The sequence below is a fragment of the Microbacterium sp. genome (genome assembly GCF_035687345.1).
GTDB lineage: Bacteria > Actinomycetota > Actinomycetes > Actinomycetales > Microbacteriaceae > Microbacterium.
On sequence record NZ_DASRXZ010000029.1, the window covers coordinates 26,195 to 43,817 of the forward strand.

Genomic DNA, 17,623 nt, shown 5'->3' on the forward strand with positions numbered 1-17,623 from the left:
TACCGATCCGGGTCAGTCGGGCGCCGGGAACCCGAGCTCGACGTGCGACACAGGGTCGAGGCCGGTCACGGTGATCCAGCCCTCGGCGAGATAAGCCGCGTCGGTGCCCGGCTCCGGCCGGTTCGGCAGGTCTTCGACTGCGAGCCGGATATGGTGCTCGCCTTCGTCGGTGAGCGTGGTCTGCACGATTCCGAACGGGGCGAGCGTGGCCTCTCGGAGGCCGCGATTGGTCGCCGCGTTCGGCGCGTTCACGTTGATGACCGATCCGCGCGGTCGGGTCATGAGGTCGGGGAGCAGGTCGATCGCCGGCGCTGCCGCGGCCTCCCAGTGGAACACCTCGGGCCGCATGCCGACATCGAGCGACACCGCGATCCCCCACGCGCCGTTGAGCCCGCCCGTGAGCGCCGCGCCCACCGTGCCCGAGTGGAGGATCGCGCGGCCGACGTTCGCGCCGTGGTTGACACCCGAGAGGACGACCTCCGCAGGATCGCCGAACGCGCCGCGCGCGGCGATGAGCGCGATGAGCCCCGGACCGCCGCGCACAGCGAACGCCGGCACGTCGTCGAGTCCCTCGAGCGTGCGCCGTTCCACGGCGATCCGCCCGTCGGCGTCGTCCGCCATGATCGACGCGCTCGATCCGCTGGACTGCTCCGCCGGCGCGGCGATCGTCACGTCGTATCCCGCATCCCGTGCGAGACGCGCGAGCACGTGGAGCCCCGGCGCCGCGATGCCGTCGTCGTTCGTCACGAGGATGCTGGTCACGTCCGACCCCCTTCCGCGTCGCCGTCGGCTCCGTCGCCGGCGTCGGTCGCGGCATCCGGTTCCGCCAAAGCAGCGAGGCCGTCGGGGCTCACGCGTCCGGTCACGGGCTGCTCGGCGTCGGCCGAGAGCTCATCAGCCAGCTCGCGCACGGTTACCCGCTCGCGCAGTCGGTCGATCGTGTCGGGATCGCCCGTACCGAGGCCGTGACGCGTGACGTTGAGCGCGCCCGCGGCGGCCCCGAGGGTGACCGCCTCGCGGGCTGTCGCCCCGTCGGCCATGTCCGCGGCGACGCCCGCCGTGAGGGAGTCGCCGGCACCGCGGGTGTCCTTCACCTCGAGCTGGGGTGCGCTCACCTCGAGGAAGCCCTCCGCGTCGAGCAGCAGCAGCGGCTCCGACGCGCGCGTGACGATCACCGTGCCCGCCCCGGCATGGTGCAGCTCGCGCATGGCGCGCATGATGGAGCGTCCGGATGCCTCGTCGATGCGCCCGTCGTCCTTGAGCTCCTCGTGGCTCACCTTGAGCACGTCGACGCCGCCTTCGACCGCCGCGTCGAGCCGCTCGCCCGCGAGGTCCACGATCACGCGGGCCCCGCCCTCGCGCAGGTCGGAGGCGAGGCGCCGATACGTGTCGGCCGGGAGCACCTCTTCGCCCACGGGTCCGCTCAGGATCACGAGCCCCGACCGCAGCCCCGTCTTGAGGGTCACGCCGTACAGCTCGTCGAGATCGTGGCGCCCGATCGGCTCGCCGTCGTCCTCGGCGATCTCGGCACGATGCCCCTCGCGCCGGTCGTGCACGTACGCCGACCCGCGGCCCTCGCGCTCGACCCCGACGACCGAGATGCCTTCGTCCTCCAGCAGGTGCCTCAGCACGCGGCCGGTCTCGCCCGTCAGAACGCTGCACATCGTCACGTCGACGCCCAGCCGCAGCAGCATGCGCGCCTGCCACACGCCCTGTCCGCCGGCGTGCACGTGGATCTCGCTGCCCGACGGGTGATCCTCCACGGTCACCGTCAGCGTCGGCGAGGGGGCGAAGATCGTCACATCGCTCATGCTCGCGACGCTAGGCGTGCGGGCGCCGCGCGTGAACCCCCTTGCGGGACAGAGCCGGATTCCGCACACCGGCCGCCTTCCCACCGCGGCGGTCGCGGCATCCGCCGCCTGTCAAGCCCCCGGCGCAGCGGAGCCCGCGGCGCGAGACTGAGCCGCGAGACAGACGCGAAGGAGGCGTGATGGACCACCACCACGACAGCCACGAAGGCGCGATGCCGACACCTCAGGATCCCGCGGAGTACGCGACGGAGAGCGGCCGAGGCAACCCCGGCGCCGATCGCGCCGACATCGCCGCGGAGGTTCCGCCCGCTCAGGCCTCTTCGCTGGAGGACGCGGGCGACGAGGAGAGCGACGACGAGACCTGATCCGGCGCCGCGTCAGCCGAGCTTCTCGCGAGGCACGACGCGGAACCACTGGAAGCCGTACGCGTCGAGCTCGAAGCTGCACGACCGGTCGTCCTTCACGTCGAGATAGCCGGGGCTGAGCAGGTCCGAAAGCACGACGTCCCCCTCGACCGCGTCGGGCAGGTTCACCTCGAGCTGCACCGGCTCGGCGCTGAGGTTGTGCGCGGCGACGAAGCGCGCCGACGGGGTCGCGAGCGAGTGCACGAAGGCGCCGCCCGGACCGGCCTGCACGAGGTCGAGGTCGCCCCAGCCGATCTCGGGCAGCGAGCGGTACCGGTGCGCGAGGTCGCGCACGAAGTGGAAGAGCGAGTCCGGCTCCTTCTGCTGATCGATCACGTTCACATGCACCGGCGCGTAGCCCCCTCCGGGCAGCGGCGCGATGAGCTGGGACGGGCGTGCATCCGAGAACCCCGCGTTGCGCCCTGGCGTCCACTGCATGGGCGTGCGAACAGACATGCGGCCGGCGATCTCCGCGTTCTCGCCCATCCCGAGCTCCTCGCCGTAGAACAGGAGCGGGTTGCCCGGCAGCGAGAACATGAGGCTGTAGGCGAGCCGGATGCGGCGCATGTCGCCCTGGAGCATGGGCGCGAGGCGCCGCAGGATCCCACGCCCGTACGCGCGCTGGGCGGGGTCGGGCGCGAGCGCGTCGAGGACCTCGTTCTTCTCCTTCTCGGAGAGGAGCGCGAGCGTGAGCTCGTCGTGGTTGCGGAGCATGTTCACCCACGAGACCGGTTCGTTGATGGCCGGCCGCGTCTTGAGCGCGTCGACGATCGGCGAGGCCTCCTCGCGCACCATCGAGAGGTACACGGCCTGCATCGTGGTGAAGTCGAACTGGGAGTCCAGCTCGCCCGCGTTCTCGCCGTAATAGTCGGCCTGCTGGTCGTGCGGCAGGGCCACCTCGCCCAGCAGCATCGCCTCGCTCGAGCGGCGCCGCGCGAAACGCTTGACGTCGCGGAGGAACTCGTGCGGGTCGGTCTCGTACGGACCGCCCGGCGACTCGAGCAGGAACGGAACCGCGTCCATGCGGAACCCCGAGACGCCGATCGTGAGCCAGAAGGCGATGATCTTCGCGATCTCGTCGCGTACCGCGGGGTTCGCGATGTTGAGGTCGGGCTGGTGCTTGTAGAAGGAGTGCAGGAAGTACTGCCCGGTGCGCTCGTCCCATTCCCAGATGCTCTCCTCCTCACCCGGGAACACCTCGTTCTTCTGCTTGCGGGTCGGACGGTCGCGCCACACGTAGTAGTCGCGGTATCGCGCGTTGCGCGAGCGGCGGGCGTTGATGAACCACGGGTGCTTGTCCGACGTGTGGTTCACGACGAGGTCGATGATGACGCGGATGCCGCGGCTCCGCGCCGTGCGCACGAATTCGACGACGTCGCCGTGGGAGCCCAGGCGCGGATCGACGCCGTAGAAGTCGCTCACGTCGTAGCCGTCGTCGGCGTCGGGCGTCGGGTAGAACGGCATGAGCCAGATGCATGTGACGCCGAGGTCGGCGAGGTAGTCGATCTTGTCGGTCAGCCCGCCGAAGTCACCCACCCCGTCGCCGTCGACGTCGAGGAAGTTCTCCACGTCGAGGCAGTAGATGACCGCGGTCTTCCACCAGATGTCTCCCGTGTCGGCGATCTTCATGCGTTGCTCCTCATCATCGGCAGCAGTTCGTGGCCGGCGCGCTCGACGAACGCCTCCTGGTCGGTCCCGACGTGGTGCAGATAGATCTCGTCGAAACCCTGGGCGGTGATCGCGAGAAGCCGCTCGCTCATGGAACGGACGTCGTCGTCGATGAGCACCGCGCTCAGCAGCGTCTCGTGGTCGGAGCGGTCGGCCTGGCGGTCGAACTCCTCGGGTGTCTCGACGTCCCACAGCCGCGGAGGCGGGACGGTCGCCTGACTCCACTGGTCGGCGGCGACGCGGATGCCGTCGTCCATCGTGTCGGCGAGGCACACATGCACCTGCACCACGGCCCGTCCGCCGCCGCCGGCCGATCGGTACGCCGACAGGACTTCGCCCAGTGCCGCGGGATCGACTCCCACAGTGATGAGCCCGTCCGCCCAATCCGCGGCCCACTCCGCAGTGGCCGGCCCGACTGCGGCCGCGATGAACGGCGGCGGCTCCTCGGGGCGCGTCCACAGCCGGGCTTCGTGCAGACGCACGGAGCCGGAGTGGTCGACGGTCTCGCCCGCGAGCAGGCGCCGCATCGCGGTGACCGACTCGAGAAGGCGCGCCTCGCGCTCGGGCTTGGGCGGCCACTCGTCACCTGTGATGTGCTCGTTAACGGCCTCGCCGCTGCCGAGCGCGGCCCAGAACCGTCCGGGGAACATCTCGGCGAGCGTTCCCGCCGCCTGCGCGACGATCGCGGGGTGGTAACGCTGCCCCGGCGCGGTGACGAGCCCCATCGGCAGGCGTGTCGTCGCCAGCGCCGCCCCGAGCCAGCTCCAGGCGTAGCCCGACTGGCCCTGCGAAAGACTCCACGGCGCGAAGTGGTCCGAGCACATCGCCGCGTCGAACCCATCGACCTCCGCCTGCTTCGCGATGCGGAGCAGACGGGAGGGCAGGAACTGCTCGTGGGAGAGGTGGTAACCGATCACGACCATCCCCCGAGGATCCGCGCAATCGGGGCGGCCGACAAGGACGTTGCGTCTGCGTGGACCTCCTGATAAACGGCGGGGCGGATGCCGCATCCGCCCCATGAGAATCGGGTGCGCCTACGTGTGAATCGCCTCCGAATGCCGGCCTATCGTTGCGATCCGCCCGGATTCTCGGAATCGTGGCCGGTCCGAAGTCCGCAACGGAAGGAGCAACATGCTCACGCTGACCACGACCGCGGCCGAGGCCGTCAAGACGATCGTCTCGCAGGTGCCGCTCACCGTGGACGGAGGCGTCCGGATCCGTGACACGGGGCCCGAGCGCGGGTTCGAGTTGAGCGTCGCCGAGACTCCTGAGCCGGAAGACACCATCGTCGAGTCCGATGGCGCGCGCGTGTTCCTCGACACGTCGGCAGCGGCCGCTCTCGACGACCGCGTGCTGGATGCCGAGCTCTCGGGCGACGGCTCGGTGCGCTTCGCGCTCGCGACGCAGGCCTGAGCGCGATCGCGCAGAGCGACGGCCCCGGCGGTTCGCTGCCGGGGCCTTCGCGTGCCCGCTGGCACCGGATGCTGAGCGAGCCCAGCGAGACCACCGGACGCTGAGCGAGCGCAACGAGACGACCGGACGCTGAGCGAGCCCAGCGAGCAACCGGACGCTGAGCGAGTGCAGCGAGACCACCGGACGCTGAGCGAGCGCAGCGAGACGAAGCGCGCCACGAAGGCTCCCTTCGTCTCGTCGCGCTCCTCGCTCAGGGTCCCGCGGCTGTCACGCGCCCGCGAGCTCGCGCACGCGCTCGAGCAGCGGGGCGGCCGCCTCTTCGAGGAACTGCTCCTGCGCCTCGTCGCCGATCTGCACGAACGCGATGTCGGTGAAGCCCGCCTCGAGGAAGGGCTTGACGCTCTCAGCGAGCGCGTCGAGGTCGGGCCCGCACGCGATCGTCTCGGCGACGTCTTCGGGGCGGACCGACTCGGTGGCCGCCTCGAAGCCCGCGGGCATCGGCAGCTCGGCGTTGACGTCCCACCCGAGACCCGACCAGCGGAACTGATCGTGCGCGCGGGCGATCGCCGTGTCTTTGTCGGGGTCCCACGAGATGGGCACCTGCCCGATCTTGCGGGAGGACCCTCCCGGATGCAGGCGGTCCCACGACGCGATGAGGTCGGCGTCGGGCATGGTCGTGATCATGTGGTCGGCGAGCTCCGCGAAGCGCGACACCGACTCGTCCCCCGACACGGCGATGCCGATCGGCACGCCTCCGTCGGGGGCATCCCACACGCGCGCCGAGTCGACCCGGAACCACTGCCCGTCGAACGTCGTCTGCTCGCCGGTGAGCAGCTCGCGGATGATCCGGACGGCCTCCTCGAGCATGTCCTGGCGCACCGCGACCGAAGGCCATCCCTCCCCCACGACGTGCTCGTTGAGGTTCTCGCCGGATCCGAGCCCGAGAGTGAAGCGCCCGTCCGAGAGGAGCTGAAGCGTCGCAGCCTTCTGCGCGACGACCGCGGGGTGATAGCGCGTCGTCGGACACGTCACATACGTCATGAGCTCGACGCGCTCCGTGACCTGCGAGACCGCTGCCAGCACTCCCCACGCGTACGGCGAGTGCCCCTGGCTCTCGAGCCACGGGAAGTAGTGGTCGCTGCTGGCCTCGAAGTCGAACCCCGCGGCCTCCGCGCGCTGCGCGTACTCGACGAGCTCGCGCGGCCCGCTCTGCTCGGTCATGAGGGTGTAGCCGAATCTGGTCACGGCACGCTCCTTCGTGGCATCCGTCTCGTCGTCTTCACGCTAGGAAGGCGCGGGTCGGATGCCGAGGGCCTTGCAGGCTCCGAATCGATGGAGTAGTCCGATGATCTCCGGCGGGGTTCCTGCACATCGCCCGTGCATCAGGGTTTCGGCATATGCCCCGCGTTAGGGTGAGGAAAGCGATCGGCGACCGCCTTTGGCTTTGCAGATGCCAGTCCGGGTGTCGTCCGATCGAACGGGGAAATCATCTCTCTCACAACCAGCTACCCCTCCGCCACGCTCGGCCGCGTGCGCCAGACGTACGCCGGGACCGACACCTTCCCGCCCATCGCACGCGCCTACACGCAGGTGTCGAACGTCGTGCGCGAGACGGGCCTCCTGCGCCGTGCGCCGTGGTTCTACGCCATGGTCGGCGCCGCCACCGCCCTCGCGCTCGGCGGTGCGATCACCGGTTTCATCCTGCTCGGCGACAGCTGGTTCCAGCTGCTCATCGCGGGCGCACTCGGCATCATCGTGACCCAGGTCGCCTTCCTCGCCCATGAGGCCGCGCACCGGCAGATCCTGTCGACGGGGCCGGCGAACGACCGCCTCGCGCGCGTGCTCGGTGCGATCGTGGGCATGAGCTACTCGTGGTGGGACAGCAAGCACTCACATCACCACGCGAACCCGAACCGCGTGGGCAAGGACCCCGACATCGAGATCGACACGATCTCGTTCCTCGAAGAGGATGCCGCGAGCGCGCGCGGGCTGCGCCGGCTCATCACGCGCAAGCAGGGGTGGCTGTTCTTCCCTCTGCTGACCCTCGAGGGCCTCAACCTGCATTTCCTGAGCTTCAAGCACCTCCTCACCGACCGCGACGCGAAGGCGCGCTGGGCGGAGCTGTCGATGATCCTCACTCGCTTCGCGATCCTGCTCATCCCGGTGTTCCTCTTCCTGCCGCTCGGCCTGGCGTTCGCCTTCCTCGGCGTGCAGCTCGCCGTGTTCGGCGTCTACATGGGCGCGTCGTTCGCCCCCAACCACAAGGGCATGCCGGTCATCGACCGCGACGCGAAGCTCGACTTCTTCTCGAAGCAGGTCCGCACCTCGCGCAACATCCGCGGTGGCTGGTGGGCGACGTGGCTCATGGGCGGGCTCAACTACCAGGTCGAGCACCACCTCTTCCCGAGCATGGCGCGCCCGCACCTGGCCAAGGCGCGCGAGATCGTCCGCGAGTTCTGCGCGAACAACGACGTGCCGTACACCGAGACCTCGCTCGGTCGTTCCTACATGATCGTCATCGACTATCTGAACCGCGTCGGCCTCGCCGCGCGCGATCCGTTCGACTGCCCGATGGCCTCCCAGTACCGGCGGGCGTGACGGCGGAGCATCCGTCTCGCCGCCGGCGGCCCGACGTATAAGTCGAGACGTCGCCGGATGCAACCCCCGTGCGTCTCCCAGGCGCCGGGGGTTCGCTCTTTCGGAAGTCGTAGGAAGGAGACGACCGCATGAGCGTTTACGAGCCGATCGGCGGAGCCGATCGCAAGCCGAGCCAGGCCGAGGGCGAAGACCGCGAACGACCCGACACCGGTGAGGCGATGCCGGCCGAGGGCCACCCGTCGCAGGCCGAGGGCGAGGACCCCGAGCGCGACGCCGACGCCGACGCCGCGCAGCGCAGCGTCAACTGACGCGGGGTTCGCGCGGCACGATGAGCATGCCGCGGCGCCCCGGCAGCGCAGGAAGCCGGCTGAGGTCGACCGTGAGGTCCTGACCCGGCACCTCCCAGTCGGAGCGCGCGAGCATGCGCGTCGCCAGGGCGAGCAGGTCGACCGTGGCCGGCTCACCAGGGCAGCGGTGGCCGCCCGTCATCGAGCCCGCCCCCTGCGGCACGAGATTCGGCGGCTGCGCGAGCACGTTCGCCTCGGCCCCCGGCTCGCGCGGCTCGCCCGCGGTCGCGGCGAAGCGCGTCGGGTCGAACCGCTCGGGATCGATCCAGCGACCCGGGTCGCGGTGCGTCGCGAAGATGTCGAGCATGACCCAGTCGTCCGCAGCGATGTCGTTCCCCTGCCACGACGTGTCGTGCGTCGCGCGTCCGCCCACCGCGGGGAAGAACGGGCTCGCGCGGCGCACCTCCTGACTGAACGGATGCAGGTTCCGGTCGTCCTGCGCGACGGCGACGCGCCAGTCGGGGTGACGGTGCAGCGCGAGCGCCGCGAAGCCGATGAAGCGCGATACGGCGACGATCGGGCGCAGCAGGTTCAGCAGCTCGACCGCCGCGACGCCTTCGTCGAGCGCCCCGTCGGCGTCGCGGTACCACGCGAGCGTCTCGACCGGCGAACCCGGCACGGTGTCGAGCTCTCCCGAACGCACCCCCTCGATGACGCGGCGCGCCCAGCGCTCGGACCGTCGGCGCAGCATCCGCCCCCACCAATTCCTCGGGCCGAACGCGCCCGCGCCGTCGATCATCGCGAGGCTCTCGACCGCGCGCGCGTCGGCGTCGCACCGCGGGCCCAGCCCGAGCCAGCGGAGGGTGGCGTCGGCCAGCACGACGCCCGAGCCGTTCACGAGCGAGACGGGGCGCCCGCCGCGCGTCCACTCGTTCCACTTCGCGTCCCATGCGGTCATGAACGCCTCGGACAGTCCACCACGCGCAGAGGGGTGGAGCACCTCGAGGAAGTATCCACGGCGCACGCGGTGCGCGGAGCCGTCGAGCGTCTGCACGCTGCCCTCGTCCTGGAGAGAATGCAGCACGGATCGCGGCATCGCGCCCTTGCGGGTGAAGCGGTCCTCGCCATAGAAGAACTCCGCGGCGTCGCCCCCGCGCAGGAAGAGCACGCGCCGTCCGAGCAGCCGCGCGCGGAACGCGTCGGTGTCGTGCTCGAGGAATCGGCCGTGCCCGAACGGGTAGCCCTCGCGCAAGAAGGCCACCGACTGGTCTCCGGGCAGTTCGGGAACGGCGGTCGTGGTGTCGTCGAGGGCTGTCATCTCCGTCTCTCCGTCGCGCATCCTGGAAGACATGCGGATGCCGCGACGGCGCCACACTATGGGCGCGGCGCGCCGCAACGGAGGCCCTTGAAGTCGGCGTGGTCGGGGGCTAAGGATGCGCGGAAACGCGGCGAGGGCCCGAGGTGAGACCTCGAGCCCTCGCCGGTGAAGCGACTTACTGGATCGCGACGAACACCTTGTCGGCGATCATGCCGGGACGGACGGCGATCACGCCGTCGGCCGGGCTCGGAACCTGCAGCGCGGTGTTGCCGGTGACGGAGGCGCCCGAGTAGAGGGTGCTCAGGCTGTCGATCTCGTCCGGTGCGACGACGAGCTTGTCCAGCGAGTTCACCGTGACGCCGGCGGCGGTCACGTACTCGATGCCCACCATCGCGGGGATCGCGCCGTCGGCGTCGTCGCCCGTGTAGGTCACGGTGTAGTTGATGACGATGTACTCCATCCCGGCGTCGGGCGCCTCGTTGAGCATGTTCGCCGCGACGACCTCATCGGTCGCGCCGAGGGTGACCGAGTTGACCACGACCGTCCAGTCGTCGCCCTCGATCGTCGAGCCCAGCGGTGCCGGGTTCTCACGGGTGCCGATCTCGGCGGCCGGCTCCTCGGCCGGCTCGTCGGCCGTGCCCTCCTCGACGACCGCGGTGTCGTCACCGGTGGTCACCTGGGCATCGGTGCCGCCGAACGCGTTCGAGAACGAGGCTGCGACCACGGCGAAGAACACGATGAAGCCGACGATCGTGCCGACGACCGAGACGATGATGGCGGTGATGCCCTGCCACTTGACCTTGCCCTTGAGGCAGACCGCGACGATGCCGAGCACGAAGGCGATCGGCAGGAGGATCCAGCCGATGATGAGCGCGCCGGGCACGCACGCGAAGATGAAGCCGAGCGCGGCCACGACGAGGGCGATGATGCCCACGATGTTGCGGGCCGGCTTCTCCTGAACCGGAGCAGCCGGAGGCTGGAACGAAGGCTGCTGCGGCGGGTACTGCTGAGGCTGCGGGTGGGTCGCGGATTGCTGAGTGTCGGTCATAACCATCTTCCGTTAGTGATGCGTCGGCGCGCGTAGCCATGGGCGTGCCAGAGCGCGGCGCCGGCTCACTTCCTGAGCCGGACCGCCGCGCTCCGGTAGCGGCGCACATCAGAGTGAGCCGCAGGCGAAGCCCCCCGGATCCCCCACGCACTTGGTGCGCACCTGCCGTCGACGATATGGGAGCAACCGGGCTCTCCTCGGTCGCTTGAGCGGATCTTGACGGATAACTGAGCGGGTGACGGGGTGATCCGAGGATTCCACGCAATGCGTCCCACCGAGCGGGATGACGGTTGCGTCTTTCTGATCGGTCTTGCTCGTCTTCGAGCAGATTCTCGGAGCGCTCGATAGCGAGGTCGAACGGACCTCTAGACATTCGTTGGGGTACTGAGTAAATTAACCGGATGCGACGCCCGACGACAGGCGTTCACGGTCTGAGGAGATCAGCGTGCAGTTCTACCGCGACGGCTACCGCCCCGGAGACCCCGACGTACAGCCGGCAACGGCCGAAGCGTCGGCGCGCTCCGCCGATCTGCCGAGCGAGGTGGATGTGCTCATCGTCGGCACCGGCCCTGCCGGCACCGTGCTCGCGGCGCAGCTCGCCCAGTTCCCCGGCATCCGCACCCGTATCGTCGAGCGTCGCGGCGGTCCGCTCCAGGTCGGCCAGGCCGACGGGGTCGCGTGCCGCACCGTCGAGATGTTCCAGGCGTTCGGACTCGCGGAGGCCCTTCTGCGCGAGGCGTACTGGGTCAACGAGGTGCGCTTCTGGGGTCCGTCCGACGAGGACCGCTCGCGCATCGTACGCACCGGCTGGGTCGAGGACACCCCCGAGGGGCTGAGCGAGTTCCCGCACGTGATCGTGAACCAGGCGCGGATGCAGCAATTCCTCCTCGACCACGCGGCGCGATCGGCGAGCAGGCTGGAGCCCGACTACGGCATCGAGTTCGTGGACCTCGAGGTGGGCGACGGTGAGCACCCCGTGCGAGTCACCCTCCGCCACGTGGAGGGCGAGCGTGCGGGTGAGGAGTTCACGGTGCTGGCGAAGTATGTCGTGGGCTGCGACGGCGCACGCAGCGCGGTGCGCCGCGCGATCGGACGCGAGCTGCGCGGCGACGCCGCCAACCACGCGTGGGGCGTCATGGACGTGCTCGCGGTGACGGACTTCCCCGACTGGCGCACGAAGAACGTCGTGCAGTCGGCGGGCAAGGGCAGCCTGCTGATGATCCCCCGCGAGGGCGGGAACATGGTGCGCCTGTACGTCGACCTGGGTGAGGTGCCCGCCGGCGACGCCTCGATCCGCCAGACGACCGTCGAGCAGATCACCGACGTGGCCAATGCGATCCTGCATCCGTATTCGATCGATGTGAGGTCGGTCGCGTGGTCGTCGGTGTACGAGGTGGGTCAGCGACTCACCGACCGGTTCGACGACGTCCCCGCCGACGACACGGCGGGGCGGATGCCGCGTGTCTTCATCGCGGGCGACGCATGCCACACGCACTCCGCGAAGGCCGGCCAAGGCATGAACGTGTCGATGCAGGACGCGTTCAACCTGGGCTGGAAGCTCGCCGCCGTGCTGCGCGGCCTGTCGGACGAGGCGCTGCTGCACACGTACTCGGAGGAGCGGCACGCTGTCGCGCAGGACCTCATCGACTTCGACCGGTTCTGGTCGGCGTTCATCGCCCAGCCCACCGTCGACCCCGCGCACCCCGAGCTCGGCGGAGTCACCCCCGAGCAGATGCAGACGGAGTTCGCGCGCCAGGGCCGCTACACGGCGGGCGTCGCGACGCAGTACCGCCCGTCGGTGCTCACCGGGACAGGCGAGCACCAGCACTTGGCGACCGGATTCGATATCGGCACGCGGTTCCATGCCGCACCGGTCGTGCGCGTCGCGGATGCACGGCGGATGCACCTCGGCCACACGCACCGCGCAGACGGTCGCTGGCGGGTGTACCTCTTCGGCGAGGTCGATCGCGTCGTGGACGCGGCGAGGTGGCTGGGCGAGGATCCCGGCTCGCCGGTCGCGCTGTTCACGCCCGAGGGCGACGACATCGATGCGGTGCTCGATGTGCACGCCGTTATCCGCGCGGGGCATCACGACGTCGACCTCGCGGCTCTGCCGAAATTGCTGCTCCCGCGCACGGGCCCGCTGGGCATCCAGGACTGGGAGAAGGTGTGGGCGGTAGACCCGCACGCCGATGTGTTCGCCGAGCGCGGTGTCTCGCCCGACGGCGCCATGGTCGTGGTGCGTCCCGACCAGTACGTCGCGCACGTGCTCCCGCTGTCGGCCCACCGCGAGCTGACGAGCTTATTCTTGGGAAATCTTCGGCCGCAGAGGGTGCCCGCGTTGGGATGATGGACTCCGTGTCCACCCCGATCGCCGACCCGAACGACGACCGAGAGCCGCACCGTCACCTCGGCTACCTCATCCGGCGCGCGCAACAGCTGCATGTCGCCACCTGGGCGCGCCTCGTGTCGCAAGACATCTCGAGCGTGCAGTACTCGATCCTCGCCGTCGTCGATCGCCTCGGTGAAGCGAGCCAGCGCGAGCTGTGCGATGAGGTCGACCTCGACCGGTCCACGATCGCCGACCTCGTCGCGCGCATGGAGCGGCGCGGGCTCCTCGATCGCCACCGCTCCCCCGCCGATGCCCGACGGAACGTGGTGAGACTGACGGAGGTCGGCGAGAGCGAGCTGAACCGGCTGCGTCCGCTCGTCGAGAAGGTTCAGCGCGAGCTCGTCGTGGGGCTGACGGATGCCGAGGCGCAGCAGCTTCGGCGGCTGTTGGGGCTCATGCTCGGGGATGTGCGGCGCGACGCGGATGCGGCGGTGGCGGCATCCGGGGATGCCTCGCGCTGAGGCGGTGCCCCTGGAGGGACTCGAATTCCAATCGCGGAACATTGCGCGCACTCGCGCGGACTCGTTAACGGCGTCTCGTCGGGGCTTCTCTATGTTCAGCCAGATTGGCGCAATCGTTGGTGTGCACTCGAGTTTGTTGATGTTTGGGCAGATCTTGGGCAAGCGGCTCGGGGTCGAGCCCTCCCAACATATGGCAAAGCGAGTCCTCGAGCTGCCTGACGACGGATGCACCCGTCTACCGGTGAGGATGCAACTGCCCGCATGCCGACATAGCTCTGGAGGGCCCATCATCGCGCATTTCCGCGGGCGGGTCTTGCGTTCCGTGTCCTGAGTGCTGGGCCCATTCCGCTGGGGCTGCCGCGGCGCCCGTACAGCGACCCCGTAGTGCATCGAGTTGCCGAGTCGTGAACTCTCACAGCCTGGTTGCGCGCCGCAATTCGTGTCCTACGCCGGCGATCACGGTCGCACCTAGGTTCGAAGCGAAGCCGCCGAGGATCAGGATGTTGATCCATATGGTCAGCGCCGAAGCAGTGGGCGCGTCGTGGGTCACGTAGTCCGTCACCGACTCGAGCACGATCCACAGCATGAAAGCGAGAACCCAAGCCAACCCGCCGACAACCGCCAATGCGATCAGATAGGGGTTCCGAGGAGTTGCGGTTGGCACCGATCCGGCCGTCTCCGGATTGGAATCCAGGGGGGTGCTGGTCACGCGGTAATCCTGGCATTGCCGAGCGAGGGCATCAAGCACTGCACGGCTCGAATTGAGACCAACCGGAAGGACGCTCAGCTGGGCAAGTCTTGGGCAAACGGCGCTTTGGAGCGGTCCTAGGACTCATAAAAGCCAGGTCAGAAGACAAAAATCAGCAGTGCCCCTGGAGGGACTCGAACCCCCAACCGTTTGCTTAGGACGCAACTGCTCTTCCATTGAGCTACAGAGGCTGGCCGATCCAGTCTAGGTGACGGCGGCCACCCGACCCCGCCCGCCGCCGCGGTCACCGGAAGTCGCGCGACTGGTGCTGCACGCCCACACGCAGGTCCTCCACGGCGTCGGCGAGCACGTTCGTGACACCCTCGGGCGATCGCTCGAGAATGCCCCGCACGATGAGCGCGGGCGCATCGCGCACGATGCGGCGGTACCTGTTCCACAGCCCGACCGAGCAGATCACGTTGACGACCCCGTGCTCGTCTTCGAGGTTCAGGAACGTGACACCGGATGCCGTCGCCGGCCTCTGCCGGTGCGTGACGAGTCCCGCGACCTCGATGCGCCGTCCGGTCTCGTGCGTGCGCAGCTCGGTCGAGGTGAGCACTCCCCTCGCGTCGAGCCCAGACCGGTAGTGGGTCATCGGGTGGTCGTCGGTCGAGATGCCCGTCGCCCACAGGTCGGCCGCGAGCCGCTCGTAGCTCGTCTGATCGGGGAACAGCGGCGGCTGCACCGCGATGAGCGAGTCGGGCAGGTACTCCGCGCGGTCCTGCGCCGCCGAGCCCGCGAGCCAGATCGCCTCGCGCCGATTGAAGCCGAGCCGCTCGAACGCGCCCGCCGTCGCGAGCGACTCGAGTTGCGCCTCGGTGACGCCCGTTCGCCGCACGAGATCGCGCAGGTCGCGGAACGGTCCCGACGCCTCGCGCTCCGCGACGATGCGCTCGGCGACCGGCTTGCCGATCCCTCGCACGCCCGCGAGTCCCAGCCGAACCGCGAACGCGCCGTCGCGACGGTGGGCGGCGGACTCGTCGGGAGCATCGGGGTCGAACGGCGGCACCGGCGGCTGGATGCGCTGGGTGCAGGCATCCGTTCCCGTCGGCGGACGCTTGAGGCCGACGACCCGCCCGGCCGACGCACCGAGATCAGGAGATCTGGCGGAATCAGGACGTTTCGCGACGAAATGATCCTGTACTCGCCACATGTCCTGATCTGGGAACACGGATGCTGCGGCCACGGCGCTCGCCGAGGTATCCGCATCCGCCACCGGCTCCAGCACCGCCTCGACGCCCGACATGTGCAGATCCGGGCGCCGCACCTCGACGCCGTGCCGGCGCGCGTCGGAGACGAGCGTCGCGGGCGAGTAGAACCCCATCGGCTGTGCGCGCAGCAGACCTGCGAGGAACGCCCCCGGATAGTGCAGCTTGAGCCACGAGCTCGCGTACACGAGCAGCGCGAACGACAGCGAATGCGACTCGGCGAATCCGAAGTTCGCGAACGCCTGGATCTTGGTGTAGATCGCGTCGGCGTCCTCGCCCACGAGCCCGTTCTCGGCCATGCCGGTGTAGAGCTTCTCGCGCAGCGACTCGATTCGCTCGACGCCGCGCTTCGATCCCATCGCGCGCCGCAGCAGGTCGGCGTCCTCGCCTGTGAGGCCTCCGACCGCCATGCCCATCTGCATGAGCTGCTCTTGGAACACGGGGACGCCGAGCGTGCGTTCGAGCACGGGCTTGAGCTTCGGATGCGGATACGTCACCTCTTCGTAGCCCAGCTTGCGGCGGACGAACGGATGCACCGCCCCACCCTGGATCGGACCGGGGCGGATCAGCGCGATCTCGATCACGAGGTCGTAGTACGCACGGGGCTGAAGCCGCGGGAGCAGCCCCATCTGGGCGCGGGACTCGACCTGGAAGACCCCGATCGAGTCGGCGCGGCACAGCATGTCGTAGACCGCCGCCTCCTCCTTGGGGATGGTCGCGAGCTCCCACTCCTCGCCCGTCGACGCGCGGATGAGGTCGAACGTGTACTGGAGGGCGGCGAGCATGCCGAGCCCCAGCAGGTCGAACTTGACCAGGCCCATCCAGGCCGCGTCGTCCTTGTCCCACTGGATGACGGTGCGGTTCTCCATGCGGGCGTGCTCGATGGGCACGACCTCGCCGACGGGCCGCTCGGTGAGCACCATGCCGCCGGAGTGGATTCCCAGATGCCGCGGCGCCTTGAGCAGCTCGGTCGCGTACTCGATCACCCGGTCGGGGATGTCGTGGTCGACTCCGGTCTCGAGCATCGCGCCCCAGCGCTCGACCTGCTTCGACCACGCGTCCTGCTGGCCGGGCGAATGCCCGAGCGCCTTCGCCATGTCGCGCACCGCGTTCTTCGGCCGGTACTGGATGACGTTCGCCACCTGCGCGGCACGCTCGCGTCCGTACCGCTCGTACACCCACTGGATGATCTCCTCGCGGCGGTCGGAATCGAAGTCCACGTCGATGTCGGGCTCCTCGTCGCGCAGGCTCGACAGGAAGCGCTCGAACGGCAGGTTGAACGCGATCGCGTCGACAGCTGTGATGCCGAGCAGGTAGCACACGGCGCTGTTCGCGGCCGAGCCGCGTCCCTGGCACAGGATGCCGCGCCGCCGCGCCTCGGCGACGATGTCGTGCACGATGAGGAAGTACCCCGGGAAGTCCTTCGACTCGATCACCGCGAGCTCGTTCTCGATGCGCTTGTGCTGCTCGGGCGTGAGGTCGGGATACTTCTCGGGAACCGCGCTCCACACGAGCTCACGCAGGTACGACATCGGCGTATGCCCCGGAGGAACCTCCTGCTTCGGCAGCGCCGGCCGCGCGCGGCGCAGCGGGAAGGCGAGCCCGTCGGCGAGCTCGACCGTCCGCTCCACGGCCCCCGGGTAGCGGGCGAAGCGCGCGGCCATCTCGGCCCCCGAGCGCAGGTGCGCCCCGGCGTGCGCGGGCAGCCACCCGTCGAGCTCGTCGAGCCCTCGGTTGGCGCGCACCGCCGCGATCGCCGCGGCGAGGTTCACCTTCTGCGGCGAGGCGTAGTGCACGTTGTTGGTCGCCAGCACGGGCAGGCCCCGCTCGGCGGCGAGCGCCGCGAGCATGTCGTTGTGGCGCGAGTCGAGCGGCTCGCCGTGGTCGATGAGCTCGACGTTGACGGCATCCGGCCCGAAGAGATCGACGAGCCGGTCGAGCTCGCGCGCCGCGCCCTCGGGACCTTCGTTGACGAGCGCACTGCGCACCGCTCCCTTGCGGCACCCGGTGAGGATCGCCCAATGTCCTCCGGCGCGTGCCGCGAGCTCGTCGAGGTCGTACGTGGGGCGGCCCTTCTCGGCGCCGCGCAGCTGCGCGTGCGTGATCGCCGACGCGAGCCGGTGGTAGCCCTCCTCTCCGCGAGCGAGCACGAGCAGGTGCGTGCCGACCGGGTCGGACTCGCCCGCCCTCGACGGGCTCGGGGACCGGTCCATGTGTCCGAGCGACAGCTCAGCGCCGAACACCGTCTTGAGCTCGAGCTTCTCGGC

The 17,623-nt window shown here is 69.6% G+C and carries 15 protein-coding genes and 1 tRNA gene; 6 read left to right on the forward strand and 10 right to left on the reverse strand.

What is annotated here, in order from left to right; all coding sequences use genetic code 11:
- Positions 1-12: 12 nt before the first annotated feature.
- Together surE and VFF97_RS03685 are read right to left on the reverse strand one after the other, a co-directional pair.
- The gene (gene surE / locus VFF97_RS03680) at positions 13-762 is read right to left on the reverse strand and encodes a 5'/3'-nucleotidase SurE (RefSeq protein WP_325032142.1); all 750 of its coding nucleotides are present in this window, start codon (positions 760-762) and stop codon (positions 13-15) included.
- Positions 759-1,811 carry a 1-phosphofructokinase family hexose kinase gene (locus VFF97_RS03685; RefSeq protein WP_325032143.1) on the reverse strand — a complete coding sequence of 351 codons (1,053 nt, stop codon included), beginning with the start codon at positions 1,809-1,811 and terminating at the stop codon, positions 759-761. Before VFF97_RS03685 ends, surE begins: the two co-directional genes overlap by 4 nt.
- A 179-nt stretch (positions 1,812-1,990) precedes the next feature.
- Here VFF97_RS03685 and VFF97_RS03690 point away from each other — a divergent pair, with 179 nt between their 5' ends.
- Positions 1,991-2,176 carry a hypothetical protein gene (locus VFF97_RS03690; RefSeq protein WP_325032144.1) on the forward strand — a complete coding sequence of 62 codons (186 nt, stop codon included), beginning with the start codon at positions 1,991-1,993 and terminating at the stop codon, positions 2,174-2,176.
- Positions 2,177-2,188: 12 nt separating this feature from the next.
- On the opposite strand, the gene VFF97_RS03695 is transcribed toward VFF97_RS03690, so the two are convergent.
- Together VFF97_RS03695 and VFF97_RS03700 are read right to left on the reverse strand one after the other, a co-directional pair.
- Entirely contained in the window at positions 2,189-3,844 is a 1,656-nt protein-coding gene (locus VFF97_RS03695; protein WP_325032145.1) for an alpha-amylase family protein, read from the reverse strand.
- Positions 3,841-4,806: a TIGR03885 family FMN-dependent LLM class oxidoreductase gene (locus VFF97_RS03700; protein WP_325032146.1), complete on the reverse strand. Its 966-nt coding sequence runs from the start codon at positions 4,804-4,806 to the stop codon at positions 3,841-3,843. The genes VFF97_RS03695 and VFF97_RS03700 overlap by 4 nt, the downstream gene beginning before the upstream one ends.
- 208 nt (positions 4,807-5,014) lie before the next feature.
- On the opposite strand from VFF97_RS03700, the gene VFF97_RS03705 reads away from it, so the two are divergent.
- Positions 5,015-5,296 carry a Fe-S cluster assembly protein HesB gene (locus VFF97_RS03705; RefSeq protein WP_325032147.1) on the forward strand — a complete coding sequence of 94 codons (282 nt, stop codon included), beginning with the start codon at positions 5,015-5,017 and terminating at the stop codon, positions 5,294-5,296.
- Positions 5,297-5,563: 267 nt separating this feature from the next.
- Here the strand turns inward: VFF97_RS03705 and VFF97_RS03710 are convergent, their stop codons facing one another.
- A complete protein-coding gene (locus tag VFF97_RS03710) occupies positions 5,564-6,541 on the reverse strand; it encodes a TIGR03557 family F420-dependent LLM class oxidoreductase (RefSeq protein ID WP_325032148.1) in 978 nt (325 codons plus the stop codon).
- Between the two features lie 243 nt (positions 6,542-6,784).
- Between VFF97_RS03710 and VFF97_RS03715 the strand changes: the two genes are divergently transcribed.
- Together VFF97_RS03715 and VFF97_RS03720 are read left to right on the forward strand one after the other, a co-directional pair.
- A complete protein-coding gene (locus VFF97_RS03715) occupies positions 6,785-7,894 on the forward strand; it encodes a fatty acid desaturase family protein (RefSeq protein ID WP_414684218.1) in 1,110 nt (369 codons plus the stop codon).
- 128 nt (positions 7,895-8,022) lie between these two features.
- Positions 8,023-8,202, forward strand: coding sequence for a hypothetical protein (locus VFF97_RS03720; RefSeq protein ID WP_325032149.1), 180 nt, complete (start codon positions 8,023-8,025; stop codon positions 8,200-8,202).
- On the opposite strand, the gene VFF97_RS03725 is transcribed toward VFF97_RS03720, so the two are convergent.
- Positions 8,195-9,499, reverse strand: a complete 1,305-nt coding sequence (locus VFF97_RS03725; protein ID WP_325032150.1) for a cytochrome P450 — start codon at positions 9,497-9,499, stop codon at positions 8,195-8,197. The genes VFF97_RS03720 and VFF97_RS03725 overlap by 8 nt on opposite strands.
- 175 nt (positions 9,500-9,674) lie before the next feature.
- Positions 9,675-10,547, reverse strand: a complete 873-nt coding sequence (locus tag VFF97_RS03730) for a hypothetical protein (protein ID WP_325032151.1) — start codon at positions 10,545-10,547, stop codon at positions 9,675-9,677.
- Between the two features lie 445 nt (positions 10,548-10,992).
- Here VFF97_RS03730 and VFF97_RS03735 point away from each other — a divergent pair, with 445 nt between their 5' ends.
- Positions 10,993-12,897, forward strand: coding sequence for an FAD-dependent monooxygenase (locus VFF97_RS03735; protein WP_325032152.1), 1,905 nt, complete (start codon positions 10,993-10,995; stop codon positions 12,895-12,897).
- 8 nt (positions 12,898-12,905) lie between these two features.
- Positions 12,906-13,400: a MarR family winged helix-turn-helix transcriptional regulator gene (locus VFF97_RS03740; RefSeq protein WP_325032153.1), complete on the forward strand. Its 495-nt coding sequence runs from the start codon at positions 12,906-12,908 to the stop codon at positions 13,398-13,400.
- Between the two features lie 412 nt (positions 13,401-13,812).
- On the opposite strand, the gene VFF97_RS03745 is transcribed toward VFF97_RS03740, so the two are convergent.
- From VFF97_RS03745 to VFF97_RS03755, 3 genes are all read right to left on the reverse strand, one after another.
- Entirely contained in the window at positions 13,813-14,109 is a 297-nt protein-coding gene (locus VFF97_RS03745; RefSeq protein ID WP_325032154.1) for a hypothetical protein, read from the reverse strand.
- 158 nt (positions 14,110-14,267) lie between these two features.
- Positions 14,268-14,339, reverse strand: a tRNA-Arg gene (locus VFF97_RS03750).
- 53 nt (positions 14,340-14,392) lie between these two features.
- Positions 14,393-17,623, reverse strand: a 3,231-nt coding sequence (locus tag VFF97_RS03755) for an error-prone DNA polymerase (RefSeq protein WP_325032155.1), incomplete at its 5' end; no start/stop codon positions are given.

Excerpts from the sequence above, each read along its gene's own strand:
- VFF97_RS03690 (WP_325032144.1), top strand. The coding sequence starts at position 1,991 with ATGGACCACCACCACGACAGCCACGAAGGCGCGATGCCGACACCTCAG.
- VFF97_RS03725 (WP_325032150.1), bottom strand. The coding sequence starts at position 9,499 with ATGACAGCCCTCGACGACACCACGACCGCCGTTCCCGAACTGCCCGGA.
- VFF97_RS03685 (WP_325032143.1), bottom strand. The coding sequence starts at position 1,811 with ATGAGCGATGTGACGATCTTCGCCCCCTCGCCGACGCTGACGGTGACC.
- VFF97_RS03700 (WP_325032146.1), bottom strand. The coding sequence starts at position 4,806 with ATGGTCGTGATCGGTTACCACCTCTCCCACGAGCAGTTCCTGCCCTCC.
- VFF97_RS03705 (WP_325032147.1), top strand. The coding sequence starts at position 5,015 with ATGCTCACGCTGACCACGACCGCGGCCGAGGCCGTCAAGACGATCGTC.
- VFF97_RS03695 (WP_325032145.1), bottom strand. The coding sequence starts at position 3,844 with ATGAAGATCGCCGACACGGGAGACATCTGGTGGAAGACCGCGGTCATC.
- VFF97_RS03720 (WP_325032149.1), top strand. The coding sequence starts at position 8,023 with ATGAGCGTTTACGAGCCGATCGGCGGAGCCGATCGCAAGCCGAGCCAG.
- VFF97_RS03730 (WP_325032151.1), bottom strand. The coding sequence starts at position 10,547 with ATGACCGACACTCAGCAATCCGCGACCCACCCGCAGCCTCAGCAGTAC.